Annotated in this window: 23 protein-coding genes; 19 read left to right on the top strand and 4 right to left on the bottom strand. The window is 46.4% G+C overall.

The genetic code is table 11. From position 1 onward, the window contains the following. Window positions 1-99 precede the first annotated feature (99 nt). Both KF839_RS04480 and KF839_RS04475 read left to right on the top strand, forming a co-directional pair. Complete coding sequence (locus KF839_RS04480) at window positions 100-1,020, top strand: CPBP family intramembrane glutamic endopeptidase (protein WP_292916640.1); 921 nt, start codon at window positions 100-102, stop codon at window positions 1,018-1,020. Then, complete coding sequence (locus KF839_RS04475) at window positions 1,017-1,472, top strand: DUF6174 domain-containing protein (protein ID WP_292916639.1); 456 nt, start codon at window positions 1,017-1,019, stop codon at window positions 1,470-1,472. Before KF839_RS04480 ends, KF839_RS04475 begins: the two co-directional genes overlap by 4 nt. A gap of 30 nt (window positions 1,473-1,502) precedes the next feature. Here the strand turns inward: KF839_RS04475 and KF839_RS04470 are convergent, their stop codons facing one another. Continuing rightward, window positions 1,503-2,741: an EAL and HDOD domain-containing protein gene (locus KF839_RS04470; protein ID WP_292916638.1), complete on the bottom strand. Its 1,239-nt coding sequence runs from the start codon at window positions 2,739-2,741 to the stop codon at window positions 1,503-1,505. Window positions 2,742-2,979: 238 nt separating this feature from the next. On the opposite strand from KF839_RS04470, the gene KF839_RS04465 reads away from it, so the two are divergent. Both KF839_RS04465 and KF839_RS04460 read left to right on the top strand, forming a co-directional pair. After that, window positions 2,980-3,936, top strand: coding sequence for an SEFIR domain-containing protein (locus KF839_RS04465; RefSeq protein WP_292916637.1), 957 nt, complete (start codon window positions 2,980-2,982; stop codon window positions 3,934-3,936). Continuing rightward, entirely contained in the window at window positions 3,887-4,531 is a 645-nt protein-coding gene (locus tag KF839_RS04460) for a tetratricopeptide repeat protein (RefSeq protein ID WP_292916636.1), read from the top strand. The genes KF839_RS04465 and KF839_RS04460 overlap by 50 nt, the downstream gene beginning before the upstream one ends. A gap of 32 nt (window positions 4,532-4,563) precedes the next feature. Here the strand turns inward: KF839_RS04460 and pip are convergent, their stop codons facing one another. Continuing rightward, the gene (pip, locus tag KF839_RS04455; RefSeq protein WP_292916635.1) at window positions 4,564-5,520 is read right to left on the bottom strand and encodes a prolyl aminopeptidase; all 957 of its coding nucleotides are present in this window, start codon (window positions 5,518-5,520) and stop codon (window positions 4,564-4,566) included. 148 nt (window positions 5,521-5,668) lie between these two features. On the opposite strand from pip, the gene KF839_RS04450 reads away from it, so the two are divergent. Genes KF839_RS04450 through KF839_RS04425 form a run of 6 tightly spaced genes read left to right on the top strand, consistent with a single transcriptional unit; the run spans window position 5,669 to window position 11,508 of the window. Continuing rightward, a complete protein-coding gene (locus KF839_RS04450) occupies window positions 5,669-5,926 on the top strand; it encodes a hypothetical protein (RefSeq protein ID WP_292916634.1) in 258 nt (85 codons plus the stop codon). Further along, window positions 5,919-7,103, top strand: coding sequence for a patatin-like phospholipase family protein (locus KF839_RS04445; RefSeq protein WP_292916633.1), 1,185 nt, complete (start codon window positions 5,919-5,921; stop codon window positions 7,101-7,103). Before KF839_RS04450 ends, KF839_RS04445 begins: the two co-directional genes overlap by 8 nt. Window positions 7,104-7,141: 38 nt before the next feature. Beyond that, a complete protein-coding gene (locus KF839_RS04440) occupies window positions 7,142-7,864 on the top strand; it encodes a TerC family protein (RefSeq protein WP_292916632.1) in 723 nt (240 codons plus the stop codon). Between the two features lie 33 nt (window positions 7,865-7,897). Beyond that, window positions 7,898-8,323, top strand: coding sequence for a universal stress protein (locus KF839_RS04435; protein WP_292916631.1), 426 nt, complete (start codon window positions 7,898-7,900; stop codon window positions 8,321-8,323). 21 nt (window positions 8,324-8,344) lie between these two features. Continuing rightward, window positions 8,345-9,109 (top strand): 3',5'-cyclic-nucleotide phosphodiesterase, encoded by a 765-nt coding sequence (locus KF839_RS04430; RefSeq protein WP_292916630.1) that lies wholly within the window; start codon window positions 8,345-8,347, stop codon window positions 9,107-9,109. Window positions 9,110-9,120: 11 nt separating this feature from the next. Continuing rightward, the gene (locus tag KF839_RS04425) at window positions 9,121-11,508 is read left to right on the top strand and encodes a GspE/PulE family protein (protein ID WP_292916629.1); all 2,388 of its coding nucleotides are present in this window, start codon (window positions 9,121-9,123) and stop codon (window positions 11,506-11,508) included. A 358-nt stretch (window positions 11,509-11,866) separates the two neighbouring features. On the opposite strand, the gene KF839_RS04420 is transcribed toward KF839_RS04425, so the two are convergent. Beyond that, a complete protein-coding gene (locus KF839_RS04420) occupies window positions 11,867-12,310 on the bottom strand; it encodes a pilin (protein ID WP_292916628.1) in 444 nt (147 codons plus the stop codon). Window positions 12,311-12,513: 203 nt separating this feature from the next. Beyond that, the gene (gene glnE, locus KF839_RS04415) at window positions 12,514-15,300 is read right to left on the bottom strand and encodes a bifunctional [glutamate--ammonia ligase]-adenylyl-L-tyrosine phosphorylase/[glutamate--ammonia-ligase] adenylyltransferase (protein ID WP_292916627.1); all 2,787 of its coding nucleotides are present in this window, start codon (window positions 15,298-15,300) and stop codon (window positions 12,514-12,516) included. A gap of 245 nt (window positions 15,301-15,545) precedes the next feature. On the opposite strand from glnE, the gene KF839_RS04410 reads away from it, so the two are divergent. From KF839_RS04410 to KF839_RS04370, 9 genes are all read left to right on the top strand, one after another. After that, window positions 15,546-16,409, top strand: a complete 864-nt coding sequence (locus KF839_RS04410; protein WP_292916626.1) for a carbon-nitrogen hydrolase family protein — start codon at window positions 15,546-15,548, stop codon at window positions 16,407-16,409. Between the two features lie 65 nt (window positions 16,410-16,474). Beyond that, window positions 16,475-17,947 (top strand): metalloprotease TldD, encoded by a 1,473-nt coding sequence (gene tldD, locus KF839_RS04405; RefSeq protein WP_292916625.1) that lies wholly within the window; start codon window positions 16,475-16,477, stop codon window positions 17,945-17,947. Window positions 17,948-18,062: 115 nt separating this feature from the next. Then, entirely contained in the window at window positions 18,063-19,766 is a 1,704-nt protein-coding gene (locus tag KF839_RS04400; RefSeq protein WP_292916624.1) for an acetolactate synthase 3 catalytic subunit, read from the top strand. A gap of 4 nt (window positions 19,767-19,770) precedes the next feature. Beyond that, window positions 19,771-20,262, top strand: coding sequence for an acetolactate synthase small subunit (gene ilvN / locus KF839_RS04395; RefSeq protein ID WP_292916623.1), 492 nt, complete (start codon window positions 19,771-19,773; stop codon window positions 20,260-20,262). Between the two features lie 119 nt (window positions 20,263-20,381). After that, window positions 20,382-21,398, top strand: coding sequence for a ketol-acid reductoisomerase (gene ilvC / locus KF839_RS04390; RefSeq protein ID WP_292916622.1), 1,017 nt, complete (start codon window positions 20,382-20,384; stop codon window positions 21,396-21,398). Between the two features lie 58 nt (window positions 21,399-21,456). Beyond that, window positions 21,457-22,122: a phosphatidylserine decarboxylase gene (locus tag KF839_RS04385; RefSeq protein WP_292916621.1), complete on the top strand. Its 666-nt coding sequence runs from the start codon at window positions 21,457-21,459 to the stop codon at window positions 22,120-22,122. A 134-nt stretch (window positions 22,123-22,256) separates the two neighbouring features. Beyond that, window positions 22,257-23,039, top strand: a complete 783-nt coding sequence (pssA, locus tag KF839_RS04380) for a CDP-diacylglycerol--serine O-phosphatidyltransferase (RefSeq protein WP_292916620.1) — start codon at window positions 22,257-22,259, stop codon at window positions 23,037-23,039. A 228-nt stretch (window positions 23,040-23,267) separates the two neighbouring features. Continuing rightward, complete coding sequence (locus KF839_RS04375; protein WP_292916619.1) at window positions 23,268-24,800, top strand: 2-isopropylmalate synthase; 1,533 nt, start codon at window positions 23,268-23,270, stop codon at window positions 24,798-24,800. A 23-nt stretch (window positions 24,801-24,823) separates the two neighbouring features. Then, window positions 24,824-25,285 (top strand): TlpA family protein disulfide reductase, encoded by a 462-nt coding sequence (locus KF839_RS04370; protein WP_292916618.1) that lies wholly within the window; start codon window positions 24,824-24,826, stop codon window positions 25,283-25,285. Window positions 25,286-25,293: the final 8 nt, after the last annotated feature.

Here is a 25,293-nt window from a genome sequence, read left to right as displayed (position 1 = left end):
TTCACCTTCCAATAAAATGATGATTGCATTGTTTCTTTTGCAATTATTGCGAGCAAATTTTCCCGATTGTGCAATGTGTTGTTCGATTCGTTTCTAATCATGACCATTCTTCTGAATTATTTGCGGGTTTATGTTTTAACGGTTGATAAATGGTTGTTGCTGTTTTGCAGCATCTGGATCGGTATTCTGGTTACTCTGAATTATCAGCTGGGAATTGAGCGCGAAATGATTGCCGGCCTGAGTTCGCGCTATTATCAATTTGCCGCGTTGACAGGACTGTACTGCTGCGCGTTTGTGGTGCCTTATTGGTTTGTGATTGCGCGGGGAGTAAATCAGGAAGTTTTAACGCCGGCATTCTGGTGCTTGCTGATGCTTGCACCGCTTTTATTTGCGCTTAAAGTAAGTATCGCCAATCCGCTCGAAAATTTAGTAGCGGGGGTTTGGGGTGATTATTTGACGATAGTGACGACATTGCCGTTTAAATTGCTGGTGGTATTGATACCATTGCTGGTTCTGGCCATGCGTTTACCGGTGCAACAGGGTATCTGGGGTATGACCTGGAAAGGTGTTCAGTGGCGGCCTTATATTCTTATGCTGGGATTAATGCTGCCGCTGATCGTTTTTGCCAGCACGCAATCGGATTTTCTAAATACGTATCCCCGTTTAAAGCAAGTTGATTTTATTTTGCCGCATACGGATCACTCCATACCGATCCTGTTACTGTATGAAATCAGTTATGGATTGGATTTTGTGACCATTGAGTTATTTTTTCGAGGGTTTCTGATTTTTGCTTTTGTCCGCTATGTCGGTGCAGCTGCAATTTTACCGATGGCTACTTTTTATTGTAGTATCCATTTTGGTAAACCTATGTTTGAATGCGTTTCTTCTTTCTTTGGTGGATTGATTCTGGGTGTTATTGCATATCGGACACAGTCGATCGTCGGTGGTTTGGCTGTTCACTTAGGAGTAGCTTGGATGATGGAAATCGGTGGTTATTTTGGGAATCTTGCGTTGAGATGAAGAATTTTTTTGGGCTGATGCTGATTGTGATCATCGCAGTGGCGTGTGCCGCGACTGGTGGGCAAAGCGATTCCATCTCTCAGCAACGGAAATGGGAAGAGGCCAGAATTTCCCACTACCGGTTTGAGTTGCGTATCGTTTGTTATTGCCCTTTCAGGGGGCGCATGCCGTTGCAGATCGAAGTTTTGGATGGTCAGATGGTATCGATGAAAGATGCGCATGGCGTTATCATCACAAAAACGGATGCGCACTTTGAGTATTTTGACCGCTATGCGACCATGGATCGTTTGTTTTCCGTCTTAGAAGCTCACCAAGGCGGTAAGGCGGATCGGGTTACAGCGAAGTTTCATCCGGTGTATGGCTTTCCGGAACAGATCTATATCGATCGCATTAAAGGCGCTGCGGATGATGAATTGAGATTTGTTATTTCCGGATTCGAACAATTACCTTAAGGGGGGCACGGATTGATTCGTGGTTTGCGATTAATTGGCGATTTCACCCGTTTGATTGACCCAATCGTACGCAAGCAACTTGATATCCGTAAACTCCCGCAGACTCAGGAAACCTAGTTTCGCCAGCGCGGATTCGACGGCGGCATTGTCGCCTTTTTCTTCTATTTCAACCAATTGGAGTGCTTGACCAAGGCGGCCCTCCCGTTTCATCAAAGCTTGGTGCATATCTTCCGAAATGCCTAATTTATTCACAATTTGTTGCATTTCTATTCCCAACAATTCGTCCAGCAAAGACAAAATACCAACCAAGAAAGCCCTTTCCTGGTGATTCTTATCGTGGGGGCGCTCGACTGTGGCGATCAATTCCATTAACTTGCCGCGTTCAACTGCGGTTTGCATACGCCTGTCGGACAGACCATCTTCGGTCTGATTAGAGGTGTAAAGCAGCAATTGAATCCATTTTAATAATTGCTCGCGCCCCATCAGCGTGATGGCGTGTTTGATCGAATTGATTTTTTGCGGCAGATCCCCAGCTACGGAATTGACCATGCGCATGAGGTGATAGCTTAAACCCGGTTGGCGTTTGAACTCTTTTTCGATCTGATCGTGATCGCGATTATCGGTTACCAGCGTCAGTAACTTCATAAGCGATAATTTCCCAGGGTCTGCGCGTTTGACCGACATGACCTCCGGTTTGGCGAAGTAATATCCTTGAAACATCTGGAATCCCAGTTGCTTACAGCGTATTTCCTGTTCACGGTTTTCTACTTTTAATGCCAGTAGCAGAACAGGCCAGCGTTTCAAATCGTTAACCAGTTTTTCCAAGGCATCGATTTCGAGGGCCAGCACATCGACTTTTACGATGCTGACAATCGGTAATAACCGTTCGATCCTATTATCGATGGCGACAATGTTATCCAACGCAAACTGATACCCCTTTTGCTTTAATTCATTACAGTGTTGCAAAAAATCTTCGGTGATGTGATCGGGAACCCTGAGCTCCAGAACTACATGTTTACACGGCAGCAAGCTGATGATATCGCTCATGATCAAGCCGGGATCTGCATTAATGAACCCTCGTTGCCGTCCTAACACATTTTGAATACCAAAGCGGCCATAGGCGTTGACGATGACATTGGCGGATGCGGATAAATCATCGGTGACAGTTGCGGCTTCCTGGGTTTGTTCCTGACGGAACAGCAATTCGTACGCGACCAGATTCTGATTACGATCCAGAATGGGCTGTCGTCCGAGAAAATAATTATCCATTGCAATCTCCGTATTCATCTGTATTTCAGTAACTTATACTAAATCAAACACATATTGCCGAAGCCTGGGGAGTATACGGTAAAGAGCAAGAAAGCCTAAAGCGGGAATAAACGGGCTTTTCCGTTCAGCGGGGAATTTGGTCGATCATGCCGGCGGCGTGCGTAATAGATACCTGGTGGACTTTGCAAGAAGTTTTGCATATGCTTGCCGGACATCTATAGCGCGGTGAAATTTATTCATGAACTCAAACGTCAGCGTTTTTATCAGCTACAGCCACGATACAGCCGAACACCGCGAATTCATCTTGTTGCTGGCAAATCGGCTGCGCGGTGACGGCCTTGATTGCCAGATCGATCAGTACGTAAAGGGATTCCCATCGGAAGGCTGGCAACGATGGATGGAGGCTCAGATTGAGCGCGCGGATTTTGTGCTGATCGTTTGCACGCCGCTGTACTTGCAGCGCTACCGCGGGCAGGCGCCGGACGGCGGGCGCGGCGTCAATTTCGAAGGCGTCGTGATTTCTCAGACACTGTACGATCACTATTACCGCAATGCCAAATTCATCCCGGTCATACCCGAACATGGCAACCTGGACGATGTGCCGCTGCCGCTGAAAAGCTACACTACCTATGTGTTGCCACGGGATTATACCGCGCTGTACCGGTTGCTGACGGATCAACATGCGACACCAGCACCGGAAATTGGCAATATGATTTATCTTCCATCAGAGACCATTAATGGGCTTGCATTAAACATCAGCATTGCGCAAGAAGCGGTACAAGTCGCTTCGTATACAAATTTGCCTGATGCCGCAATCCAGTCTCTCGTGGAACAACTGCAGAAACGGCTTTCCGAAGAAAAACGGAATAATCACAATCTCAGTGATCTGTTAGAGAGATACCGTAACGATGTGGTTGAATGGGAAAGAAAGTACCGGGATGCGTTTGTACAAAATACAACCGATTTGCAAAAGAATCCCGAGAATCCACAATTACTGGCCGAGCGGCAAGCACTGCAAACAGGGGAATTGGAACAAGCAGCACAAATCCGTGAACGCTATTATCAAAATCTGAAACGGGAAAGAACGGCGGAAATTGGCCAAGGAAGCATTCACGGCTGCCGAGCGCTGGCAAAGCGCATTCAATATGCCCAAAGCATTGGGACTCTACCAGGAAGCCGTTGGATTCCAGCCTAATTTCCCGGCTGCCTGGCGCAATATCGGCAGCTTGGCCAGGAAAATGGGGAATTCCAAATTGGCGCTGGAAGCCGCGCAGAATCTGCAAAAACAACTCGATCCGGAAGTGGATACCTGGTGGCTGGCTGTAGCATTGTCCGATGAAGGCGATGCGCGCAATGCATTGGGCAACAATCGGACCGCACTGGAAAAATACCGGCAAGCGCGAGCGCTGCTCAGTCAGCTCGCTCAAATCGAGCCTGGTAACTGGGATTTACAGCGGGACCTGTCGGTGAGCTATGAGCGAGTCGGGGACATGCATCTGAAAAGTGGCGACAACGGAGCGGCGCTGAAGGCGTATCAGGAATCGCTAGCGATTCGCAAGAAACTGGCGGAACTTGACCCGGATATGGTGGAGTGGCAAACCGATTCAGTGGTGAGCTATTTCAAGCTTGCGCAAATTTTGGAAGACCGGCAAAAAGATCTGTTGACGGATGCGCTGGCTATTTTATACCGGCTGCACCGTGAAAATCGGCTGGATTATGAGAAGCAGCAGTGGATCGGTATGCTGGAAGAATTGCTGCAGCGCAGGAAATTCGGAGCGGATAAACGCTAGCCCGGATGCAACCGGAGCGGTAAGGTAATGTTTTACTTGCTGCAGGTTTTGAAGCGTTCAGTGGTGCGGATTAGGGCCGCTTGTATGCCCGGCTCCCATACCGAATGCCCGGCGTCGTCGATGATAATGTATTCCGCTTGCGGCCAGGCATGGTGCAAATCATCGGCGCTGATGATCGGACAAACCGCATCATATCGTCCTTGCACGATGGTGGCGGGAATGTTGTGCAGTTTGTGCACGTTATTTAACAATGAATTTTCGGGTAAGAAGATGTTGTGCATGAAGTAATGCGCTTCCATGCGAGCAAGCCCGAGCGCAACGGTGTCGCTTGCGAAATAATTGACTGTGGCGGGGTTGGGCAACAATGTCGAGCATGATCCTTCGTAAGTGCTCCAGGTGCGTGCCGCTGGCATATGGATAGCGGGATCCGGATTCATCAGACGCTGATGATACGCGGATAGAATGTCGTGGCGTTCCTGTGCAGAGAGCGGCGCGACAAATTTCCGCCAAGCTTCGGGAAATAAATTGCGTAGCCCATACAAGAACCAATCAATTTCCTGCTGGCGGCACAGAAAAATGCCTCGCAGAATAAAACCAAGGCAGCGTTCGGGATGTGCTTCCCCATATGCCAAGGCTAATGTACTGCCCCACGAGCCGCCAAATACAAGCCATTGATCAATTTCCAGGTGCTGGCCAAGTAACTCCAAGTCATTGATCAAATGAGGGGTTGTGTTATCTTGTATTTCACCGAGCGGCGTTGATCGCCCAGCGCCTCTTTGATCATAAATGACAATGCGATAAGATGCGGGATCGAAAAAGCGCCGATGCGCGGGAGCAGATCCGGCGCCTGGCCCGCCATGAAGAAATATGACGGGGATACCTGCAGGGTTGCCGGATACTTCCCAGTACATAGTGTGTATTTTATCCAGGGCTAACATACCCTGCTGATAAGGTTGGATTTCGGGATATAAAGTAGCGCGATTATTCATGATATGAGTACAAATGCCGTTAAATAATTTGGTTAAAAAAACTGGAAAAGAGTGATAAACAGCACAGAGTTCAAAATATAAATGAATTATAGTTCTGTTATATTGCTCGGCAGGCGAATTATCGTATTTATGTTATAAGGAATATCATATGCCTAATACAATTCTGAGAGAACAAGAAGTTTCCATGCTACGCGAAGAAATGGAAATTTTAATGAGCGAGCGTCAATGCCTCCTAAATGCAACCGGAGCGGCCGCTGTTTTTGTAGCTAAGCTGGATAGTTCGATTTTGCCGAATTCGGCGTGCCAAGCGGCAAAAATCTTATCCAGTTCGTTAAATAATTTACCAGAAGAAACCTTACGGGATGCGCTGGAGAGGGTGAAGTCAGAGTTTGCAGTTCGTGCATGAACAACAGAAAGATCCGGGTACGCCTAAAGTCGGTTTGGTATTAACCGGAGGTGGTGCCCGTGCTGCATACCAAGTGGGGGTGTTACGAGCGATTGCGGAACTTTCGCCGGATAAAAGCCGCAATCCGTTTCCCATAATCTGCGGTACCTCAGCTGGTGCGATTAACGCAGCGAGTATTGCAGTCTCAGCAAACAATTTTGCTGAAGGAGTCGAAAGGCTTGAAGCTGTCTGGTCGAATTTTCATGTCGATCAGATCTACCGGTCCGATTTTCCTGGTGTGCTGCATAATACCTTGCGCTGTTTGCTTTCGTTAATTTCGACCGAATATGGTCAACATCATCCGATCTCCCTTCTGGATAATTCCCCTTTAGAAGCCTTATTGAGAAATCGTTTTTCCTTTCGCACCATCCAGCATTCCATTCGTTCCGGTTCTTTATATGCGCTCGGTCTAACCGTGTGGGGTTATACATCCGGTCAATCGGTTACTTTTTACCAAGCGGCTAAAGAAGTTTCACCTTGGAAGAGAGCCCAAAGATTGGGAGTTCCAGCCGAGATCGGGGTCGGGCACCTAATGGCTTCTTCGGCGATTCCTTTTATTTTTCCGGCAGTAAAACTGAATCGGGAATTTTTCGGAGACGGTTCAATGCGGCAATTGGCGCCGATCAGCCCGGCACTGCATTTGGGAGCGGATAAAGTGTTGATAATTGGGGTGCGCAAACCCGTGACCGATGAGCCGAAGCGTGTCAGTGTGTCGGGTTATCCGCCATTTGCGCAGATTGCCGGACATGCATTGAACAGTATTTTTGTCGATAGTTTGGATGTGGATTTGGAGCGTTTGCTACGCATTAACGAAACGTTAAAACTGATTCCGCCGGTGGCATTTGAAGAAAACAATATTTCATTGCGGCCGGTTGAAGCGATGATGATAGCGCCTAGCGAGGGTATTAATGAGATCGCGCAAAAATATGCTGATACTTTACCTTGGATCATGCGTTATTTGTATCGCGCTATCGGTGCAATGGGGCCTAACGGCTCAACCCTATTGAGTTACGTGTTGTTTGAAATGGCATTTTGCCGGGATTTAATTGAGTTGGGTTATAGCGATACGCTTCAGCAGAAAACGGAATTATTGAAATTCATCGGAATTCAAAATAACGAGAACGGACCCGAGCGTTAGTTGCAGTTTCTGTAAATGGACATTTCATTGGAAAGTTGATGGCATTTGATACCCCGCAATTTTGGTTTGCCGTGTTGCAAATTATTGCAATTGATATTGTTTTAGGTGGCGACAATGCTGTCGTAATTGCGTTAGCTTGCAGACGATTGTCCGAGGAGCAGCGCAAACTCGGGATTTTTTGGGGCGTTGCGGGTGCAATTGTGCTCCGCATTATTTTGATTTTTTTTGCATTAAATCTCTTGACGATTCCTTATTTGAAAGTTGCGGGCGCAGCGTTGCTGGTTTGGATCGGTATTAAATTATTACAGCCGGAACCGGAAGGAGCGCACGAAGTAGATGCCAGTACAACGCTGCTCGGTGCTATCAAAACTATCATCATAGCGGATGCGGTGATGAGCCTCGATAATGTGATTGCAATCGCGGGCGCAGCGAAAGACGAGATTAGTTTGGTGATTTTTGGTCTGGTGATCAGTGTGCCGATTATCGTTTGGGGGAGTCAGCTTGTCATGAGAGTCATGGACCGGTATCCGGTTACTATCGCGATAGGTGCAGGGCTTTTGGGGTGGATTGCGGGTGATATGGCGGTGACAGACGTGGTTACCGCGGATTGGGTCAATGCGAATGCGAAGTTTCTGCACTGGGTTACTCCTGCTGTGATGGCTGTGGTGGTGATTGCCATTGGTAAAATATTGGCCGCTCGCAAATTGGTCGAGTCGAAACCGATCATTGATCTGGCCGATGAAAATAATCCCAGAAAGTAGTCTGGGTTAGTTCAGATAAGTAGAGGATTAGTCATGCTGAAAATACTGCTGCCCATTGATGGTTCCGAATGTTCCAAAAAAGCCGTGAGAGATTTTATTCAATTGCTCGATTGGTACAAGGAAATACCGGAATTTCATCTGCTAAATGTTCAATATCCACTGGATGGAAATGTGTCATTATTTATCAATCAGGCGGATATCAAGCAATATCATCAAGAGGAAGGCTTGAAGAATCTGCGCGAGGCTCGCGATATATTGGATCAAGCGGAAATCACTCACGAGTTTCATATTACGGTCGGTGATCCGGCTGAGATGATCGTGCGATTCGCAACTGAAAAGCAATATGACTTGATCGTGATGGGACCCCGCGGCAGAGGCGGCCTAAAAGGGCTGCTGCTGGGATCCGTAACCAGCAAAGTGATGCAGCTTTCGCAAACACCTGTCTTACTGATTAAATAATTCTTTATTTGGATTGGTTCCTTGAAACTCAGAGTTTTGGGATGTAGCGGTGGTATTGGCGGTGGTGCACAAACCACGGCTATGTTACTGGACGACGATGTCTTGATTGACGCCGGAACGGGGGTCGGAAATCTGAGTATCGAAGAAATGATCAAGATTGATCATATTTTTGTTACTCACGCACATCTCGATCATGTGGCTTGTATCCCTTTTCTGGTTGATACCGTCGGTTCGTTACGTACCAAACCGCTCATTGTCCATGCTATCGAAGCAACACTGATTGTTTTGCAGGAGCATTTGTTTAATTGGCATTTATGGCCGGATTTTACAAAAATTCCGGATACAGTCTCACCTTATATGTGCTATGACACGATACTGCCAGAACAGGCGATCGATTTAAATGGCCGCAAAATTATACCGCTTCCAGCGAACCATACCGTTCCGGCAGTTGGTTACCAATTGGACTCCGGTCATGCCAGTCTTGTTTTCTCAGGGGATACCAGCACGCATGATGCCTTCTGGTCAATCGTGAATAAGATTGGGAATTTAAAGTATTTGATCATTGAATCCGCTTTTTGTAATCAGAAAAGAGACATCGCGATCAGATCCAAGCATCTTTGCCCTAGTTTATTGATTGAAGAATTAGAAAAACTGGAATGCGAAGCGGAAATTTTAATTTCACATTTGAAACCCGGCGAAGCGGATATCACCATGGATGAAATTCGGCAATGCTTAGCGCGATTTAATCCGAAACGACTGGAAAACAATCAATTATTTGAATTTTAGGAAGCGACATCATGAGTATATCCGCGCCAACACTGCTTAAACAAAAAAGTATCCCGAATACCATTTCCGCACAGGATTTTTCTAAAAGCCAGCAAGCTGTTATCGCTAAGATTCAGGCTGCGAAAAGTGTTGATGAGATTATGGCGGAAATGAGTAAAGACATTCGCGCGCTATTCGGTGCGGACCGATTGACGATTTACTTACTGAGCGACGATAAATCATTTTTTATCACCCGTGTTAAAACCGGGGTTCATTCATTTCAAGACCTGAAAATTCCGGTAACGGAAAACAGTATTATTGGTTATGCCGGCTTGCAAAAGAAAACTGTCAATATTGAAGATGTTTACAATAAGAGTGAATTGAAGGCGATTGATGCGCGCCTGGTTTTTTCCAACGAGGTTGACAAGCGCACTGGTTATCGAACCAAGCAAATGTTGGTTGCACCGATACTGAGCTTGGATAATCAAGGATTGATAGGCATTGTTCAAGCAATCAACAATAAAAGCAATCGAACATTTCCAGCCGAGATTGTGCAAAGTATCACCGAGATTTGCTGTGCAGTTGCGGGAGCTCTCAAGCAACCGCAGAAACCGGCCCAATTATTAAAATCAAAATATGATTATTTAGTGCTTGATGCAACGATAACCGCTGCGGAACTGGAGTTGGCCGCGCGCTCAGCGCGTAAAAAAGGATGCGATTTGGAAGACATATTACTCGATGAATTTCAGATCGGATCACCGCTTATCGGCAAAGCGTTGTCCTCTTTTTTCGAAGTCAAATACGAGCCTTACAGAGCCGATCGCATAAAGCCGGCAGATTTGCTGAAAAATTTAAAAAGAGATTATGTTGAAAGTAACGCGATACTGCCAATAGACGACAACAAAGAAGGTTTGGTGATTTTAACGCTCGACCCCGAGCGCATTAAAACACAGCGTATTGCCAATACTATTTTTCCGAAATCTAAAATTATCTATGCCGTGACCACCAAGCGGGAATTCGATGCGACCGTGGAGCAGTTTTATGGCGGTAATGACGAGATAGGTTCGGGCGATATCAATGAGATGCTCGTGAATCTTCAAGGGGAATCGATTGATATCGAAGAGACTTCCGTTGAGAAAGAAGAGTCTTCCGCGGCTTCCGATAACGAGTTGGTTAAGCTGGTCAATAAAATCATCATCGATGCCTACAAGATGGGGGCTTCGGATATTCACATCGAGCCCTTTCCTGGCAAGGACAAAACCAAAATCCGATTCCGCAAAGATGGTTCGCTAATGCCTTATATCGAGATTCCCGCCGGTTATCGAAATCCTCTGGTAACACGGATTAAAATTATGTGTGACCTGGATATTTCCGAGAAACGCAAACCCCAGGATGGCAAAATTAAATTCAGAAAATTTGCGCCGCTGGATATTGAATTGCGGGTGGCAACGATTCCTTCGGCTGGCGGCATGGAAGATGTGGTTATGCGGATTCTTGCTGCCGGCGAGCCGATCCCGCTGGAGAAAATGGGTTTTACGTCACATAATCTGAAAGAATTAAAAAACATCATCAGTAAACCTTACGGATTATTCTTTGTCTGCGGACCAACAGGGTCTGGTAAAACCACCACATTGCATTCCGTATTGAAATATCTGAATCAGAGCGACACCAAGATCTGGACGGCTGAAGATCCGGTTGAGATTACACAGAAGGGGTTGCGGCAAGTTCAGATCAACGTCAAAGCCGGTTTAACTTTTCCGGTGATCATGCGCTCATTTCTGCGGGCAGATCCGGATATTATCATGGTTGGGGAAATGCGCGACAAGGAAACTACCAGTATCGGCATTGAGGCATCGCTGACCGGCCATCTGGTCTTGGCGACCTTGCATACCAACAGTGCGCCGGAATCGGTGATTCGTTTGCTGGATATGGGAATGGATCCATTCAACTTCGCCGATGCTTTGCTGGGGGTGTTGGCACAAAGGCTGGCTAAGCGGCTTTGCAAGAGTTGCAAGGAAGCTTATGTAGCCAGCGAGCAGGAAATCGATACTTTATTAGCCGAGTATTGCACTGAGCTCAAAAATATCGATCGGTTTAAGGTCGATCCCGATGCCGCGCTTCGTGAAATTCGTGAGCAATGGATCCGGCAGTACGCAAACGACCAAGGTCAGATTATTTTGTATAAGGCCGTTGGTTGTGATGATTGCGTCGATACCGGTTATGCCGGACGGGTTGGACTGCATGAATTGATGACCGCAACCGATGCACTCAAGAAGAATGTGCAGGAACGTGCCCGTGTTGCGGATATGTTAGTGACTGCGTTGAGTGATGGTATGCGGACCCTGAAGCAGGACGGTATTGAGAAAGTTCTGCAGGGAGTTACCGATATGCATCAAGTGCGGGTGGTGTGTATTAAGTAGTTTGTCCGCATTGAGAACGTATTAAGTAATCTCTATGACTTATCGCGTAGACGCAGCGGTGGGTTTACATGATTTATCGTGTGAGGAATTCGATATCAGCATAGGCTCTTAGCTATGCTTAAGGGGCGGTGTTTAGTGGAGATTTATGTGACAGTATTCGATTTGTTTAGGGCTGAGAAGGATATTTTTTGAATTGGATGTAGAAAAGATGCAGTACTACTAGGTATTCCGCATTTTGTGTTGTTGAGTTGTTGTTTTCTGGGATTAATCCAACTTAATGATTTGAAGATTGTTTCATGGAGAGCCAATAAAAAAACCGCCTTAAAGGCGGTTTTTTTATTGATAAATCATATTTTTATTAGCAAATAGCGCCGGCTGCACGTGTGAGGCAGCCGCTTGCAGCACTGACTGTCCAGGTTACTTTGCCTTGCGCGTCAGCAACAGGATTGAGGATATATGTTTCATTAGCTAATCCTTGAACAGCAGTGGCTGTCGCAGTAATATTGCCAGCGGCATCAACAGCGATGCCATTAAGGAATGTACTGCCAGTTGGGGCTGCCGGAATTAATCCAAAAGCACCAAAAGCGACATTAACTATCGCTCCGCCATTAAAACATCTGCCATCTTGTACACATAATTCGACGCCTGTTTTAACTCCAGAGACAGAATTGACAACTTCTGAAAATCGTGCTTTTAGAACATAATTTTGATAAGCAGGCACCGCCACCGCAGCCAAGATACCGATAATGGCTACAACAATCATTAATTCGATCAGGGTAAAACCTTTTTGTACGTGTTGCATTTGTTTTTCTCCTTTGGTTGTGAGTAGGGCACACCCGATGTGTGTACCGAATTCATAGCAGAATCCGTGCCATAATTTTTATAAAAAGAATTCTTCTATTTTATTCATAGGTTATCGGTCAAATATCAAGTCGTTTGTTATTATGTTGGATATCGAAGTCGGATTGAAATTTCAGTAGATAGAAAATTTTTTAATACACTGCATTAGTGTCCAAAGACTTCTTCCCATAGTGTCAAAACCGCTTTGCGATCATCTTTTAGAGGATTACCTTCAACGCGGGTATATTTTTGTGCTTGTCCATCCGTGGCGCCACCGGCGATATCGGCATCACCATTTAAGCGCAAGCGGTGCTGGATGCGCCGGAATTCCCGATAGGATGAACGTACATTTTCAGCCGCGATGGCGGGGATCAAATCCAGCTTGCTGGCGAGTTTCAAGAGCGCGATATTGCCAATATTACCAGTTAGTTCGGGGTAACGGTTGGCATAGCCGAGTACCAGGTATTGCACGATGAACTCGACATCGATGATACCGCCGCGATCATGTTTGATATCAAACAGTGGAGTTGGGTTGGGGTGCGCTTCCAACATTTTTTCACGCATTTTTAATATCTCTTGTTTAAGTTCGATCAAGTCGCGAGATTTGCATAGAATTGTTTTACGTGTATTTTCAAAAATTTCTCCGACACGTGGATCACCGGTCACAAAACGCGCCCGGGTCAGTGCTTGGTGTTCCCATACCCAGGCTTGCTGATGCTGATATTGCGCAAAAGCTTCCATTGAACTGACCAACAAGCCGGAGGCACCGTTGGGGCGCAGGCGCAGATCGGTTTCATACAGCAGCCCGGCGGATGTGTGACGTGTAAGCCAAGCGTTGATGCTCTGTCCCAACTTGGTATAGATTTCCGCTGCATCCGGATGGTTGTCATCGTACAAAAATATCATGTCAAGATCGGATGCATAGCCAAGTTCTTTTCCGCCGAGTTTGCCGTAGCCGATCACTGCAAAAGCGGGTTTCTCACGATGACGCTTTTTCAAGCCAGGCCACGCAAGATTCAGGACGTTGTCCAATACCAGATCCGCTAATGCCGTAAGGTGATCGCTGAGAGTTTCCAGTAGCAGCGTACCTTCAAGATCGGTGACTAGGAGGCGGAATACTTGCGCATGCTGGAAATGCCGCAAAACGTCCATTTGCCATTCGATCACGTCATTTTTCGGATTGTTAACATGATTCAATTGGTAGATCAATTCGTCGTTGAGCACTGTCCAATCCGGGACCGGGTGTGGTTCGTGTTGACGCAATAATTCATCCAGTAGAATGGGATGGCGTCCCAAATAATCGCTGGCCCATTGGCTGATACACGCAAGTTCCGCGACACGCTGCAAGGTATGGGGATGTTCCAGCAGTAGCGCCAAGTAAGAAGACTGCGTGCTGATTTTTTCGAGTAATTGCAGCATGCGTTCCAATGTAATATCGACCGGCGGATGCTCAGAGGCTGCTTCAATGAACATGGGTATCAGTGTAGTGATTTGCTGCCGACTCGATTCCGGAAGTTGCTGATAGGAGGTATCCTGATAGAAGGAGCGGATTCGTTGCGAGATTTTTGCGGGTTCGCTGAATCCCATAGTGCTTAGTTGCATCGTGGCAGCTTCGGTTTGCGAGGTATCGTGCGCTTCGGTTCGCCATAAATAAGCCAACATGTCATGTGTGGGGGATTTCCGCGGCGTGGCAAAAATGAGCTCAAAGTGACGCGTTACGTCATTTCGGTGCATGTCCAGTTGTTGCATGAAGTGATCGTAGTCGTTGAAACCCATGGCCATCGCAATACGATACTGATCGTCGGGATTTAATGGTAACGTTTGGGTCTGTTGATCATCCAGGTATTGCAGGCGATGCTCGAGTTTCCGCAAGAAATGATAAGCTTGAATGAGCTCTGACACGGCTTGTTTCGGTAATTGCTGCTTTTCTCGAAGTCGTTGCAAAACGCTGAGGGTAGGACGAATGCATAGATCCACATCTCGCCCGCCACGAATTAATTGAAAAACTTGGGTGATGAATTCGATTTCCCGGATGCCGCCGGGTCCGAGTTTGATATTATCGTGCAATTCGCGGCGTTCGACTTCTTTGCGCAGTTGCGCATGCAAACGGCGCATCGACTCATAAGCATTGAAGTCCAAGTACTTACGGAATACGAAGGGTCTGACAATTTGCTCCATCAAGATGGATTCGTTCTCGCTATCAGTGTTTCCAGCGATCACCCGGCCCTTGATCCAAGCATGGCGTTCCCATTCCCGTCCTTGTTTGATGAAATATTCCTCCAACATCGGGAAACTGATCGCTAAAGGGCTATTTTCACCATGCGGGCGTAGCCGCATATCAACCCGGAACACATAACCATCGGCGGTATAGTCGTTAAGACTGGCAATCACCTTGCGTCCGAGGCGCGCAAAAAACTCGTGATTTGAAATTGATTTGACCCCATCGGTTTCGCCATCTTCCGGATACACGAAGATCAAATCGACATCCGACGATACGTTCAGTTCGCCGCCACCGAGCTTACCCATGGCGACAATTAGCAAATGCTGGACCGCTTGACTGTTTTCACCTTGAGGTGATCCGAAGCGATCAGGCCGAGTGAGCCACATTTCGTGATATTTAAGAGCACAATCAATTGTGACCTCTGCGAGATCGGTCATGCAAGCCATTACTTCGGCTAAATCAGCCAGTCCGCTAATGTCGCGAATCGCTAAACGAAGTATAACCTGCTTGCGTAAATCGCGAAGTACGCTATTTAAGTTTTCTTCCTTTAGGATTTGTTTTAACCGCGAATCAAGAAAATTCTGCATTTCTTTTCTATGAAAGCGCGTGTGCAGATTTTCTAACAAGGTAGCTTTTCGTGCCGGTTCGCTATCCAACAACCGTTGTGCATAGCGACTGGCAGGTAGTGCGGCAGTCAGAATCGCATCGGGAGAAAGATTGCCTTGTTCCATTGTTGAATTGATGTTAATTATGTAGCTGATCAGGAAGCTTACTTTAAAGCGTTGGATAAAATACCGTATAAAACGAAATAGATCGTTATCCTACTAAATGCTAGAATTCGACATGGATAAGATCGGTTCGATGCCGTGCATAGTATATATACTGGAACGGGCTGATAATAAAACAGATTTTTTAAAATATCCAGTGTGATATTTTTTAAGTTTTTTGGAAAAGATTGAATCAGAGTAAACGAAGTATGTTAAAAAATACAGTTAAAGACCATTCCTTGAACATCGATAAAGGTGCCGATAAGGGATTTTGTGTGGCCGCGATACAAATGGCTTCGGGACCGAGTGTGTCCGCTAATCTCGAAGAGGCGGCGAGATTGATTGAAGATGCTGTGTGCCGTGGCGCCAAATTGGTTGTGTTGCCTGAGTATTTTTGCATCATGGGTATGAAGGATACGGATAAGCTGGCGGTTCGGGAGCAACCGGGCGAAGGGCCAATTCAAAAGTTTCTGAGTGACACAGCAAAACGTTTAGGAATATGGTTGGTAGGAGGTTCGGTGCCGCTGGTCTCGCCTGATCCTAATAAAGTCTATAATAGTTGCTTGGTTTATGCGGATGACGGGCGGCAAGTGGCTCGTTACGACAAGATTCATTTGTTTGGTTTGCAGCTGGGGCATGAATGTTATGCCGAGGAAAAAACCATAAAAGCGGGAGATAAAGTGGTGACGGTGAATTCCCCTTTTGGTCGAATCGGCTTGTCGATATGCTACGATCTAAGGTTTCCGGAATTATTCCGGTTGATGGATAAAGTTGATATCATCCTGGCACCGGCTGCATTTACGGCAATTACTGGAAAAGCGCACTGGGAAGTTCTCGTGCGCGCGCGCGCTGTCGAAAACATGGCTTATGTTATAGCACCTGGACAAGGCGGTTATCACGTTAATGGACGCGAAACCAATGGGGACAGCATGATTGTCGATCCATGGGGCGTGGTGGTGGAGCGTTTGCCGCGTGGTTCCGGTGCCGTTGTGGCGAAAATCGATCCCGATTATCAATCAAGTTTGCGAGCCAATTTACCAGCCTTGAATCATCGGATTTTACAACCCTGCTAAGCGTATGAGATCCATGCATCATGGAGGACTTATTGCGGCTGCAGCTCAATTAATTGAATTACGATATGAGCATTGAAGGAAATACAGAGAGTGAGGATTTTATAGCGATTGCAAATCGCTGTTTGCTGACGCCATACGATCTGAATGAATCTGGATTGCAGCAAGTGATGGGGCAGTTGTTGTCTCATCGAATCGATTATGCGGATCTCTATTTTCAGTATAGCCGTTCTGAAGGCTGGATGCTGGAAGAAGGTATTGTGAAATCGGGTAGCTTCAATATCGACCAGGGCGTCGGTGTTCGTGCGATCTGTGGTGAAAAAACCGGGTTTGCTTATTCCGATGATATCAGTATGTCGGCGCTAATGTCAGCCGCTCAGGCGACACGGGCGATCGCCAATCAAGGTGGCCAGCACGCGGTTCAAGTGGTAAAGCGAAATGGATTGGATCAACGAACACAATTGTATTTGCCTCAAGATCCGATTGCGAGTCTAAGAGACGCGGAGAAAGTAGCGCTACTGGAAAAGGTGGAGCGTTTTACCCGGCAACTTGACCGCAGGATTACGCAAGTGGTGGCGTCATTGGCGGGCGAATACGAAGTGATAATGGTTGCTCGAAGTGACGGGGCGCTGGCAGCCGATGTGAGGCCACTAGTCCGATTGTCTTTGCAGGTAATCGCCGAAGAAAAAGGCCGTCGCGAACAGGGGGTGGCAGGCGGTGGCGGGCGCTTTGGTTATGAATATTTTACCGACGAGATTTTACAGGACTACGCCAAGCAAGCTGTTCATCAAGCTGTGGTCAATCTGGATGCGCGCCCGGCACCTGCTGGTACGATGACGGTTGTTTTGGCGAGCGGTTGGCCGGGGATATTACTGCATGAAGCGATTGGTCACGGGTTGGAGGGGGATTTTAACCGTAAAGGAAGTTCGGCATTCTCCGGTCGTGTTGGACAGCGCGTGGCGGCTCCGGGCGTTACCGTGGTCGATGACGGTACTATTCCTCGACGACGGGGATCGTTGAATATTGATGATGAAGGTAATCCGACGCAATGTACTGTATTGATAGAAGATGGCATACTGCGCGGCTATTTGCAGGATAATCTAAATGCCCGGTTGATGGATCTGCCGGTGACCGGCAATGGTCGAAGAGAATCTTTCGCGCATATTCCGATGCCGCGCATGACCAACACCTATATGTTAAACGGCGACAAGGACCCAGCCGAGATTATAGCATCTGTCAAACACGGGTTATTCGCAGCCAATTTTGGGGGCGGTCAAGTTGACATTACCAGTGGAAAATTTGTTTTCTCGGCTGCAGAAGCCTACATGATCGAAGACGGGAAAATCACGTACCCGATTAAAGGTGCTACTTTGATTGGTAACGGCCCGGATGTATTAACCCGGGTTTCCATGATCGGTAATGATATGTTGCTTGATCCGGGAGTCGGTACCTGTGGCAAAGAGGGGCAAAGCGTGCCTGTTGGTGTAGGACAGCCGACCTTGCGTGTCGATGGTTTGACGGTGGGTGGAACAGGCATTTAATTTTTGAATAATACCTTACGCTTCGCGGTACGATGTTTCTTGATACGATAGCGGAGTTTTCGGGTGTTATTTTTTTATGAATTGTTATTGAAATTGATATTAGGATGCAATTGGCATGAGTGTAGAACTGACCGGTGCTGAAATTACCATACGGTGCTTGCAAGAAGAAGGGGTGCAATGTATTTTCGGCTATCCTGGTGGCGCTGTGTTATTCATTTACGATGAACTGTTTAAGCAAGATAAAGTTCGTCACATTTTAGTGCGCCATGAGCAGGCTGCGTTACATGCAGCGGATGGTTACGCGCGCTCTAGTAATAAGGTGGGTGTTGCGCTCGTTACTTCCGGGCCGGGGCTTACCAATGCTGTGACAGGGATTGCGACTGCGTACATGGATTCAATTCCCATGGTAATTATTAGCGGTCAGGTGCCGACCAGCGCCATTGGTTTGGATGCCTTTCAGGAAGTCGATACAGTCGGTATTACACGCCCATGTGTAAAGCATAATTTTCTGGTGAAGGATGTGGCTGAGTTAGCGCAAACTATCAAGAAAGCTTTTTATATCGCTTCGACCGGACGTCCGGGTCCTGTTCTCGTTGATATTCCAAAAGATATCTCGCAACAAAAAACGAAGTTTGTCTATCCGGACAAGGTAACAATGCGTTCTTATAATCCGGTGGTAAAGGGGCACGCTAGGCAAATCAAGAAAGCGGCGGATTTGATATTGAGCGCCAAACGCCCAATGATTTATGCGGGCGGTGGTGTGATCTTGAGCGATGCTGCGGCCCAATTGACCGAGTTAACGCAGTTGCTGAATTTTCCATGCACTAATACTTTGATGGGATTGGGCGGTTATCCGGGGACCGATAAGCAATCCTTGGGCATGCTGGGCATGCACGGCACTTATGAAGCGAATATGGCGATGCAATATTGCGATGTGCTGGTGGCGGTCGGCGCCCGGTTTGACGATCGTGTAATCGGTAATCCAAAGCATTTTTACAATGAAAATAGGAAAATCATTCATATTGATATTGATCCATCATCGATTTCAAAACGTGTAAAAGTGGATGTTCCGATCGTCGGTGATGTTTTGGATGTGCTGAAAGAATTAATAAAATTGCTGAAATCCGAAAAAGAAAAATCAGATCAAGCGGCGTTGAAGGAATGGTGGAAACAGATAGATCTCTGGCGGGAGCGGGATTGCCTGAAATTTGATCGGGATAGCAACATCATTAAACCGCAGATGGTCATAGAGAAATTGTTTGACATCACGAAAGGAGACGCTTTTGTTACTTCCGATGTCGGACAGCATCAGATGTGGGCCGCACAGTTTTATAAATTTGATAAGCCGCGCCGCTGGATCAATTCGGGTGGACTGGGTACGATGGGGTTTGGCATGCCGGCAGCAATGGGAGTGCAATTGGCCAATCCGAAAGGAAAAGTAGCCTGTATTACAGGTGAAGCAAGTATTCAGATGTGTATCCAGGAATTGTCAACATGTAAACAATATCGCTTGCCGCTGAAAATTGTTAATTTAAACAATCGTTATATGGGTATGGTAAGACAATGGCAAGAATTCTTTCATGGCAATCGCTATGCGGAGTCCTATATGGATGCACTGCCGGACTTTATTAAATTAGCAGAGAGCTATGGGCACGTCGGGATGCGCATCGAAAAACCTGGAGATATAGAAGATGCCTTAAAAGATGCCTTTAAGCTCAAAGATCAATTGGTATTTTTGGATTTCATTACGGATCAGACTGAGAATGTTTTTCCAATGGTGCCAGGTGGAAAAGGGCTTTCTGAGATGATTTTGGTGTGAATAAATGCGACATATAATTTCTTTATTGATGGAAAATGAGGCGGGAGCCTTATCTCGAGTAGCCGGTCTGTTCTCCGCTCGTGGTTACAATATCGAGTCACTTTCTGTGGCGCCAACGGAGGACCCGACCCTATCCCGTATGACGCTGGTCACTGTGGGATCCGATGATGTTGTGGAGCAGGTGACAAAACAATTAAACAAGCTGATTGAAGTGGTTAAAATTGTTGACTTGAATGACGGTAACCATATCGAACGGGAGCTGATGCTGGTAAAAGTGCGTGCAATCGGAACTGATCGAGAAGAGATCAAGCGACTTTCCGAAATTTTCCGCGGTTCCATTATTGATGTCACAGAAAAGTCATTTACGATTGAATTGACAGGTACGAGTTCAAAGCTGGATGCGTTTCTTGAAGCTGTCAGCAAGAGCGCTGTTCTGGAGACAGTGCGTACAGGCGCATCCGGTATTGGGCGTGGGGAATGGATTTTAAAGGTATAATTTCTATTGGCGATTAACTCGAATCTTGAAAGCAATCATCCACAGCGTTTAATTTTGTTAACAGGCATAGTCTCTATTGCTTGCTTGTGTCTATCCAACATTTGTATAAAAGGAAAATAATGAAAGTTTTTTACGATAAAGATGCAGATTTATCTCTTATTAAAGGGAAGAAAGTTACGATCGTGGGTTACGGTTCTCAAGGGCACGCGCATGCAAATAATTTGAGCGAATCCGGGGTAAAGGTTACTGTCGGTCTGAGGAAAGACGGTGCATCGTGGGCTAAAGCCGAGAAAGCAGGATTGAAAGTCAAAGAAGTAACCGATGCTGTCAAAGGAGCCGATGTCGTAATGGTGTTATTGCCCGATGAACAGATTGCTGCAGTGTATAAAAAGGAAATCGAACCGGCTCTGAAAAAGGCGAGCACGCTTGCTTTTGCGCATGGTTTTAATATTCATTACGGACAAGTGGCACCGCGAGAAGACTTGGATGTCATCATGATTGCGCCGAAAGGCCCGGGGCATTTAGTGCGTTCGACCTATCTGCAAGGTGGTGGAGTGCCAACGCTCATTGCAGTTCATCAGAATAAATCGGGCAAGGCGCGTGATTTGGCATTGTCGTATGCAGCTGCTAATGGTGGTACGCGCGGAGGCGTGATAGAAACGACGTTCAAGGAAGAAACAGAGACGGATTTGTTTGGCGAGCAGGTAGTGCTTTGCGGTGGTTTGACCGCTTTGATACAAACCGGTTTTGAAACGCTGGTCGAAGCTGGTTATGCGCCAGAAATGGCCTATTTTGAATGTTTGCACGAAGTGAAATTAATCGTGGACCTGATCTACGAAGGTGGAATTGCAAATATGCGGTATTCAATTTCCAATAACGCGGAATATGGCGATGTGTCTCGTGGTCCGAGAATTATTACCGAGCAAACGCGTGAAGAGATGCGGAGAATTCTGCGGCAGATTCAAACTGGAGAGTATGCCCGCGAATTTATTCTGGAGAATCAAGCAGGTGCGCCGGTACTCAAATCAAGCCGCCGGATTGCTTCCGAACATCCGATTGAACAAGTGGGCGCGAAATTGCGAGATATGATGCCTTGGATTAAGAAAAATAAACTGGTTGACCAAGGAAAGAATTAAGAATTTTTATCCTGATTGAATTTCTTACATTAATTTTGTTTTTGGCTTAGCTTATTTCATGGCTTACTATCCTTATCCTATCATCGCGCGCGAAGGCTGGTTGCATATCGCGATTGCGTTTGCAGCAGCGATCAGTGTGACCTTCTTTGTTGACTGGTATTGGGCAATACCATTCTGGGTAATTGCCATTTTTGTATTACAATTTTTTCGAGATCCACCACGGGAAGTACCGGTTGTCCTGAATGCTGTTTTGGCGCCTGCTGATGGCCGAATAGTGGCGGTTGAGAAAACACACGATCCTTTTTTAGAGAGAGACGCAATTAAAATCAGCGTTTTTATGAATGTATTTAACGTTCATTCCAACCGTAGTCCGGTTGATGGCGAAGTACGCAACCGGTGGTATTTCCCGGGAAAATTTATTAATGCCGATTTGCCCAAAGCTTCACTGGAAAATGAACGCAACGCCTTATGGATTAAAACCGATAATGGCGCGGATGTGACTTGTGTTCAAGTGGCGGGTTTGATTGCAAAACGGATAATTTGCCATACTTCGCTTGGTGATCATTTGGCAAGAGGACAACGCTTCGGGTTTATTCGATTTGGTTCGAGAGTCGATGTGTATTTACCGCTGAATACTAAAATTAATGTCAATATCGGCGATAAAGTCTTTGCAACAACATCCATATTGGCGGAATTTCGTGAAGAGGCCAACGCACCTGGCTGAAGCAAATTAGTGTTCGTACCAGGCCTGTTTCTGCAAAGCCAGCCAGTGTTGGATTGGGAACGTTGAAGAGAAACTATTTCTAGCGTAATTTAATCCATTGGATTTTATATTTTTTGTGCCTTCAAGGCAGCCAAATGCCACTGACACCTGATTCACTACCAGAACGCATTGTGATCAAATCCCGGCTTCGCCGGCGGGGTATCTATTTGTTGCCTAATTTGTTTACGACGGCTGCGTTATTCGCCGGGTTTTATGCGATCGTGCAGGCAATGAACGGGAATTTTGAATATTCAGCGATCGCTGTTTTTATTGCCATGGTATTGGATGGATTGGATGGCCGGGTGGCGCGCCTGACCGGGACTCAAAGTGAGTTCGGTGCTGAATACGATAGCATGTCTGACATGGTTTCATTCGGGGTCGCACCTGCGTTGATTGTTTATGAGTGGGCATTGAAGGAGATGGAGCAATGGGGATGGATTATCGCATTTATTTACTGCGCCTGCGCAGCATTGCGATTAGCCCGTTTTAACACCAATATTGAAGTAATCGATAAACGCTTTTTCCAAGGATTACCCAGTCCGGCTGCTGCTGCATTAATAGCCGGATTGGTATGGGTCATGTTGAACTTTGACATTCAGGGAAACGACATCAAATGGCTGGCAAGTATCGTGACTTTGTTTGCTGCATTAACGATGGTGAGTAATATTCCATTCTATAGCGGTAAAGAGATAAACTTACGGCGCCGAGTGCCGTTTTTTACTGTTCTGTTATTGGTGTTGTTCTTTTTTGTTCTGATTCCAAGTCATCCGCCTTTGGTGCTATTCATTCTTTTTGCTGCTTATGCATTTTCGGGATATTTCATTAAATTATGGCGTTTTGGTAAAAGCAAAAGAAATCCGGACGAATCTAATCGCTAGTACCTATTGCATAGAAAGCAAAAAATATTTATAGTCGCTTCCATTATGTATTCCAAAAACAGTTGTTCACCGCTTACCGTACTGCTTTCTCCGATAAAAAAATTATCGGCTCTATTATTGCGCCCAGCGCGCTAAAATTTTCTATCCCTACTTCATTTCTTCCCTATAAAATCCGAATGACGGATTTTATTATTCTTTAAGATTTCTTCCTCAAGTGGAGAGCACATGATGCAAGACCATTTAATTATTTTTGATACAACACTGCGCGACGGCGAACAAAGCCCCGGCGCTTCTATGACTAAAGAAGAAAAGGTGCGCATTGCTTGGCAACTGGAACGGATGGGTGTGGATGTTATTGAAGCCGGTTTTCCGGCTGCATCGAATGGCGATTTTGAAGCTGTCAAAGCAGTAGCGGATACGGTCAAGGAAAGTGTGGTGTGTGGTTTAGCCCGAGCGATCGAATCGGACATTCAACGTGCAGGTGAAGCGTTGAGTGGTGCAAACTCTGCGCGTATCCACACTTTTATTGCAACATCGCCCATTCATATGAAGAATAAGCTGAGAATGTCGCCTGATCAGGTGATTGCGCAAGCTGTAAAGGCTGTCAAATGGGCGCGCCAATATACCGATAATGTTGAATTTTCACCGGAAGATGCGGGGCGTTCAGAAATCGATTTTTTGTGTAGGATTCTGGAAGCGGTCATTGATGCGGGTGCGAGTACGCTCAATATTCCGGATACGGTTGGTTATACCATGCCAGAGCAATTCGGTAAGCTTATTCTTAATTTGCGCGAACGTATTCCTAATTCTGACAAAGCGACTTTCTCGGTGCATTGCCACAACGATTTGGGGTTGGCGGTTGCCAATTCACTCGCTGCCGTAATGAATGGCGCGCGGCAGGTTGAGTGTACGATCAATGGCTTGGGCGAGAGAGCGGGAAATGCTGCACTGGAAGAGATTGTGATGGCTGTGCGTACGCGCCAGGATTTCTTTTCTTGCGACACGAAAATTGATGCTACGCATATTGTGGCAGCCAGTAAGTTGGTTTCCGGTATTACCGGTTTTCCGGTGCAGCCCAATAAAGCGATTGTCGGAGCCAATGCATTCGCTCACGAATCAGGCATTCATCAAGATGGTGTGCTAAAGCATCGGGAAACCTACGAAATCATGCGTGCACAAGATGTAGGCTGGAATGCCAATAAGCTATTGCTTGGAAAACATTCGGGCCGGAATGCATTTCGCAGCCGACTAATGGAACTGGGAATCGAACTGGAATCCGAAGAGATGCTCAACAACATGTTTATGCGTTTCAAGGAATTGGCGGACAAGAAGCATGAAATATTCGATGAAGATCTACATGCATTGGCTTCGGAAGAAGAATTGGTATTGCATGAGTGCTACCGACTCATATCGCTGACCATTCATTGCGAGACAGGTGAAATTCCTTATGCGCGGATAGTGATTTCCGACAATGGCAATGAGATGCATGCTGAATCTCAGGGAAGCGGGCCGGTCGATGCAACCTTTCGAGCGATCGAAAAATTGCTAACGAGTGGTGCCGAGCTCCAATTGTTCTCAGTTAACAATATCACCAGCGGTACCGACGCTCAGGGGGAAGTTACGGTCAGATTGCGTAAATTCGATCGCATCGTAAATGGCCATGGAGCGGATACCGATATTGTCGTCGCTTCGGCAAAAGCTTATTTGAGCGCATTAAATAAGCTTTGTAGTAAATTAGAGCGGGCTCATCCGCAAGTATAGTGCGGTGTGACGGTGTGCGAAATATGAAAAATTCAATGGCGGCTTTTTGCATATTCTTGCTGATACTGAGCGCCCAGGCGCATGGGTTCCAATTTCAAGATGCGACAGGGAAAATCCATAAGCTTGAAGATTATAAGGGGCGGTGGGTGTTGGTAAATTTCTGGGCAACCTGGTGTCCGCCATGTTTGAAGGAAATTCCTGATTTAATTTCTCTTTACAAAGATCGTAAGGACATTATGGTGATCGGTGTGGCGATGGACTCAGGTGACCCGCGGGTCGTTATGGAGTTTGTGCGGTCAATGTCAATCAGCTATCCGATTGTATTGGGCAATCGCCAGATCGCATCTCAATTGGATGAGATCTCGCTATTGCCCAGTACTTATTTTTACGATCCTGAGGGTAATCCTGCGGCGCGTCAACTCGGCATTATTTCGAGAGAGAGTATAGAAAACTTTATTGAAGCAAAGTCGATCGAGAAAAAATAATTCGGCAC

Source organism: Nitrosomonas sp. (assembly GCF_019635155.1).
In the GTDB taxonomy this organism is placed as follows: domain Bacteria; phylum Pseudomonadota; class Gammaproteobacteria; order Burkholderiales; family Nitrosomonadaceae; genus Nitrosomonas.
This window is presented reverse-complemented; position numbering and strand designations above follow the sequence as displayed.

Excerpts from the sequence above, each read along its gene's own strand:
- KF839_RS04440 (WP_292916632.1), top strand. The coding sequence starts at position 7,142 with ATGGCATTTGATACCCCGCAATTTTGGTTTGCCGTGTTGCAAATTATT.
- KF839_RS04425 (WP_292916629.1), top strand. The coding sequence starts at position 9,121 with ATGAGTATATCCGCGCCAACACTGCTTAAACAAAAAAGTATCCCGAAT.
- KF839_RS04435 (WP_292916631.1), top strand. The coding sequence starts at position 7,898 with ATGCTGAAAATACTGCTGCCCATTGATGGTTCCGAATGTTCCAAAAAA.
- tldD (WP_292916625.1), top strand. The coding sequence starts at position 16,475 with ATGAGCATTGAAGGAAATACAGAGAGTGAGGATTTTATAGCGATTGCA.
- KF839_RS04385 (WP_292916621.1), top strand. The coding sequence starts at position 21,457 with ATGGCTTACTATCCTTATCCTATCATCGCGCGCGAAGGCTGGTTGCAT.
- pip (WP_292916635.1), bottom strand. The coding sequence starts at position 5,520 with ATGAATAATCGCGCTACTTTATATCCCGAAATCCAACCTTATCAGCAG.
- KF839_RS04450 (WP_292916634.1), top strand. The coding sequence starts at position 5,669 with ATGCCTAATACAATTCTGAGAGAACAAGAAGTTTCCATGCTACGCGAA.
- ilvC (WP_292916622.1), top strand. The coding sequence starts at position 20,382 with ATGAAAGTTTTTTACGATAAAGATGCAGATTTATCTCTTATTAAAGGG.
- glnE (WP_292916627.1), bottom strand. The coding sequence starts at position 15,300 with ATGGAACAAGGCAATCTTTCTCCCGATGCGATTCTGACTGCCGCACTA.
- pssA (WP_292916620.1), top strand. The coding sequence starts at position 22,257 with ATGCCACTGACACCTGATTCACTACCAGAACGCATTGTGATCAAATCC.
- KF839_RS04460 (WP_292916636.1), top strand. The coding sequence starts at position 3,887 with ATGCCCAAAGCATTGGGACTCTACCAGGAAGCCGTTGGATTCCAGCCT.
- KF839_RS04470 (WP_292916638.1), bottom strand. The coding sequence starts at position 2,741 with ATGGATAATTATTTTCTCGGACGACAGCCCATTCTGGATCGTAATCAG.
- KF839_RS04410 (WP_292916626.1), top strand. The coding sequence starts at position 15,546 with ATGTTAAAAAATACAGTTAAAGACCATTCCTTGAACATCGATAAAGGT.
- KF839_RS04420 (WP_292916628.1), bottom strand. The coding sequence starts at position 12,310 with ATGCAACACGTACAAAAAGGTTTTACCCTGATCGAATTAATGATTGTT.
- KF839_RS04400 (WP_292916624.1), top strand. The coding sequence starts at position 18,063 with ATGAGTGTAGAACTGACCGGTGCTGAAATTACCATACGGTGCTTGCAA.
- KF839_RS04480 (WP_292916640.1), top strand. The coding sequence starts at position 100 with ATGACCATTCTTCTGAATTATTTGCGGGTTTATGTTTTAACGGTTGAT.
- KF839_RS04375 (WP_292916619.1), top strand. The coding sequence starts at position 23,268 with ATGCAAGACCATTTAATTATTTTTGATACAACACTGCGCGACGGCGAA.
- KF839_RS04370 (WP_292916618.1), top strand. The coding sequence starts at position 24,824 with ATGAAAAATTCAATGGCGGCTTTTTGCATATTCTTGCTGATACTGAGC.
- ilvN (WP_292916623.1), top strand. The coding sequence starts at position 19,771 with ATGCGACATATAATTTCTTTATTGATGGAAAATGAGGCGGGAGCCTTA.
- KF839_RS04475 (WP_292916639.1), top strand. The coding sequence starts at position 1,017 with ATGAAGAATTTTTTTGGGCTGATGCTGATTGTGATCATCGCAGTGGCG.
- KF839_RS04465 (WP_292916637.1), top strand. The coding sequence starts at position 2,980 with ATGAACTCAAACGTCAGCGTTTTTATCAGCTACAGCCACGATACAGCC.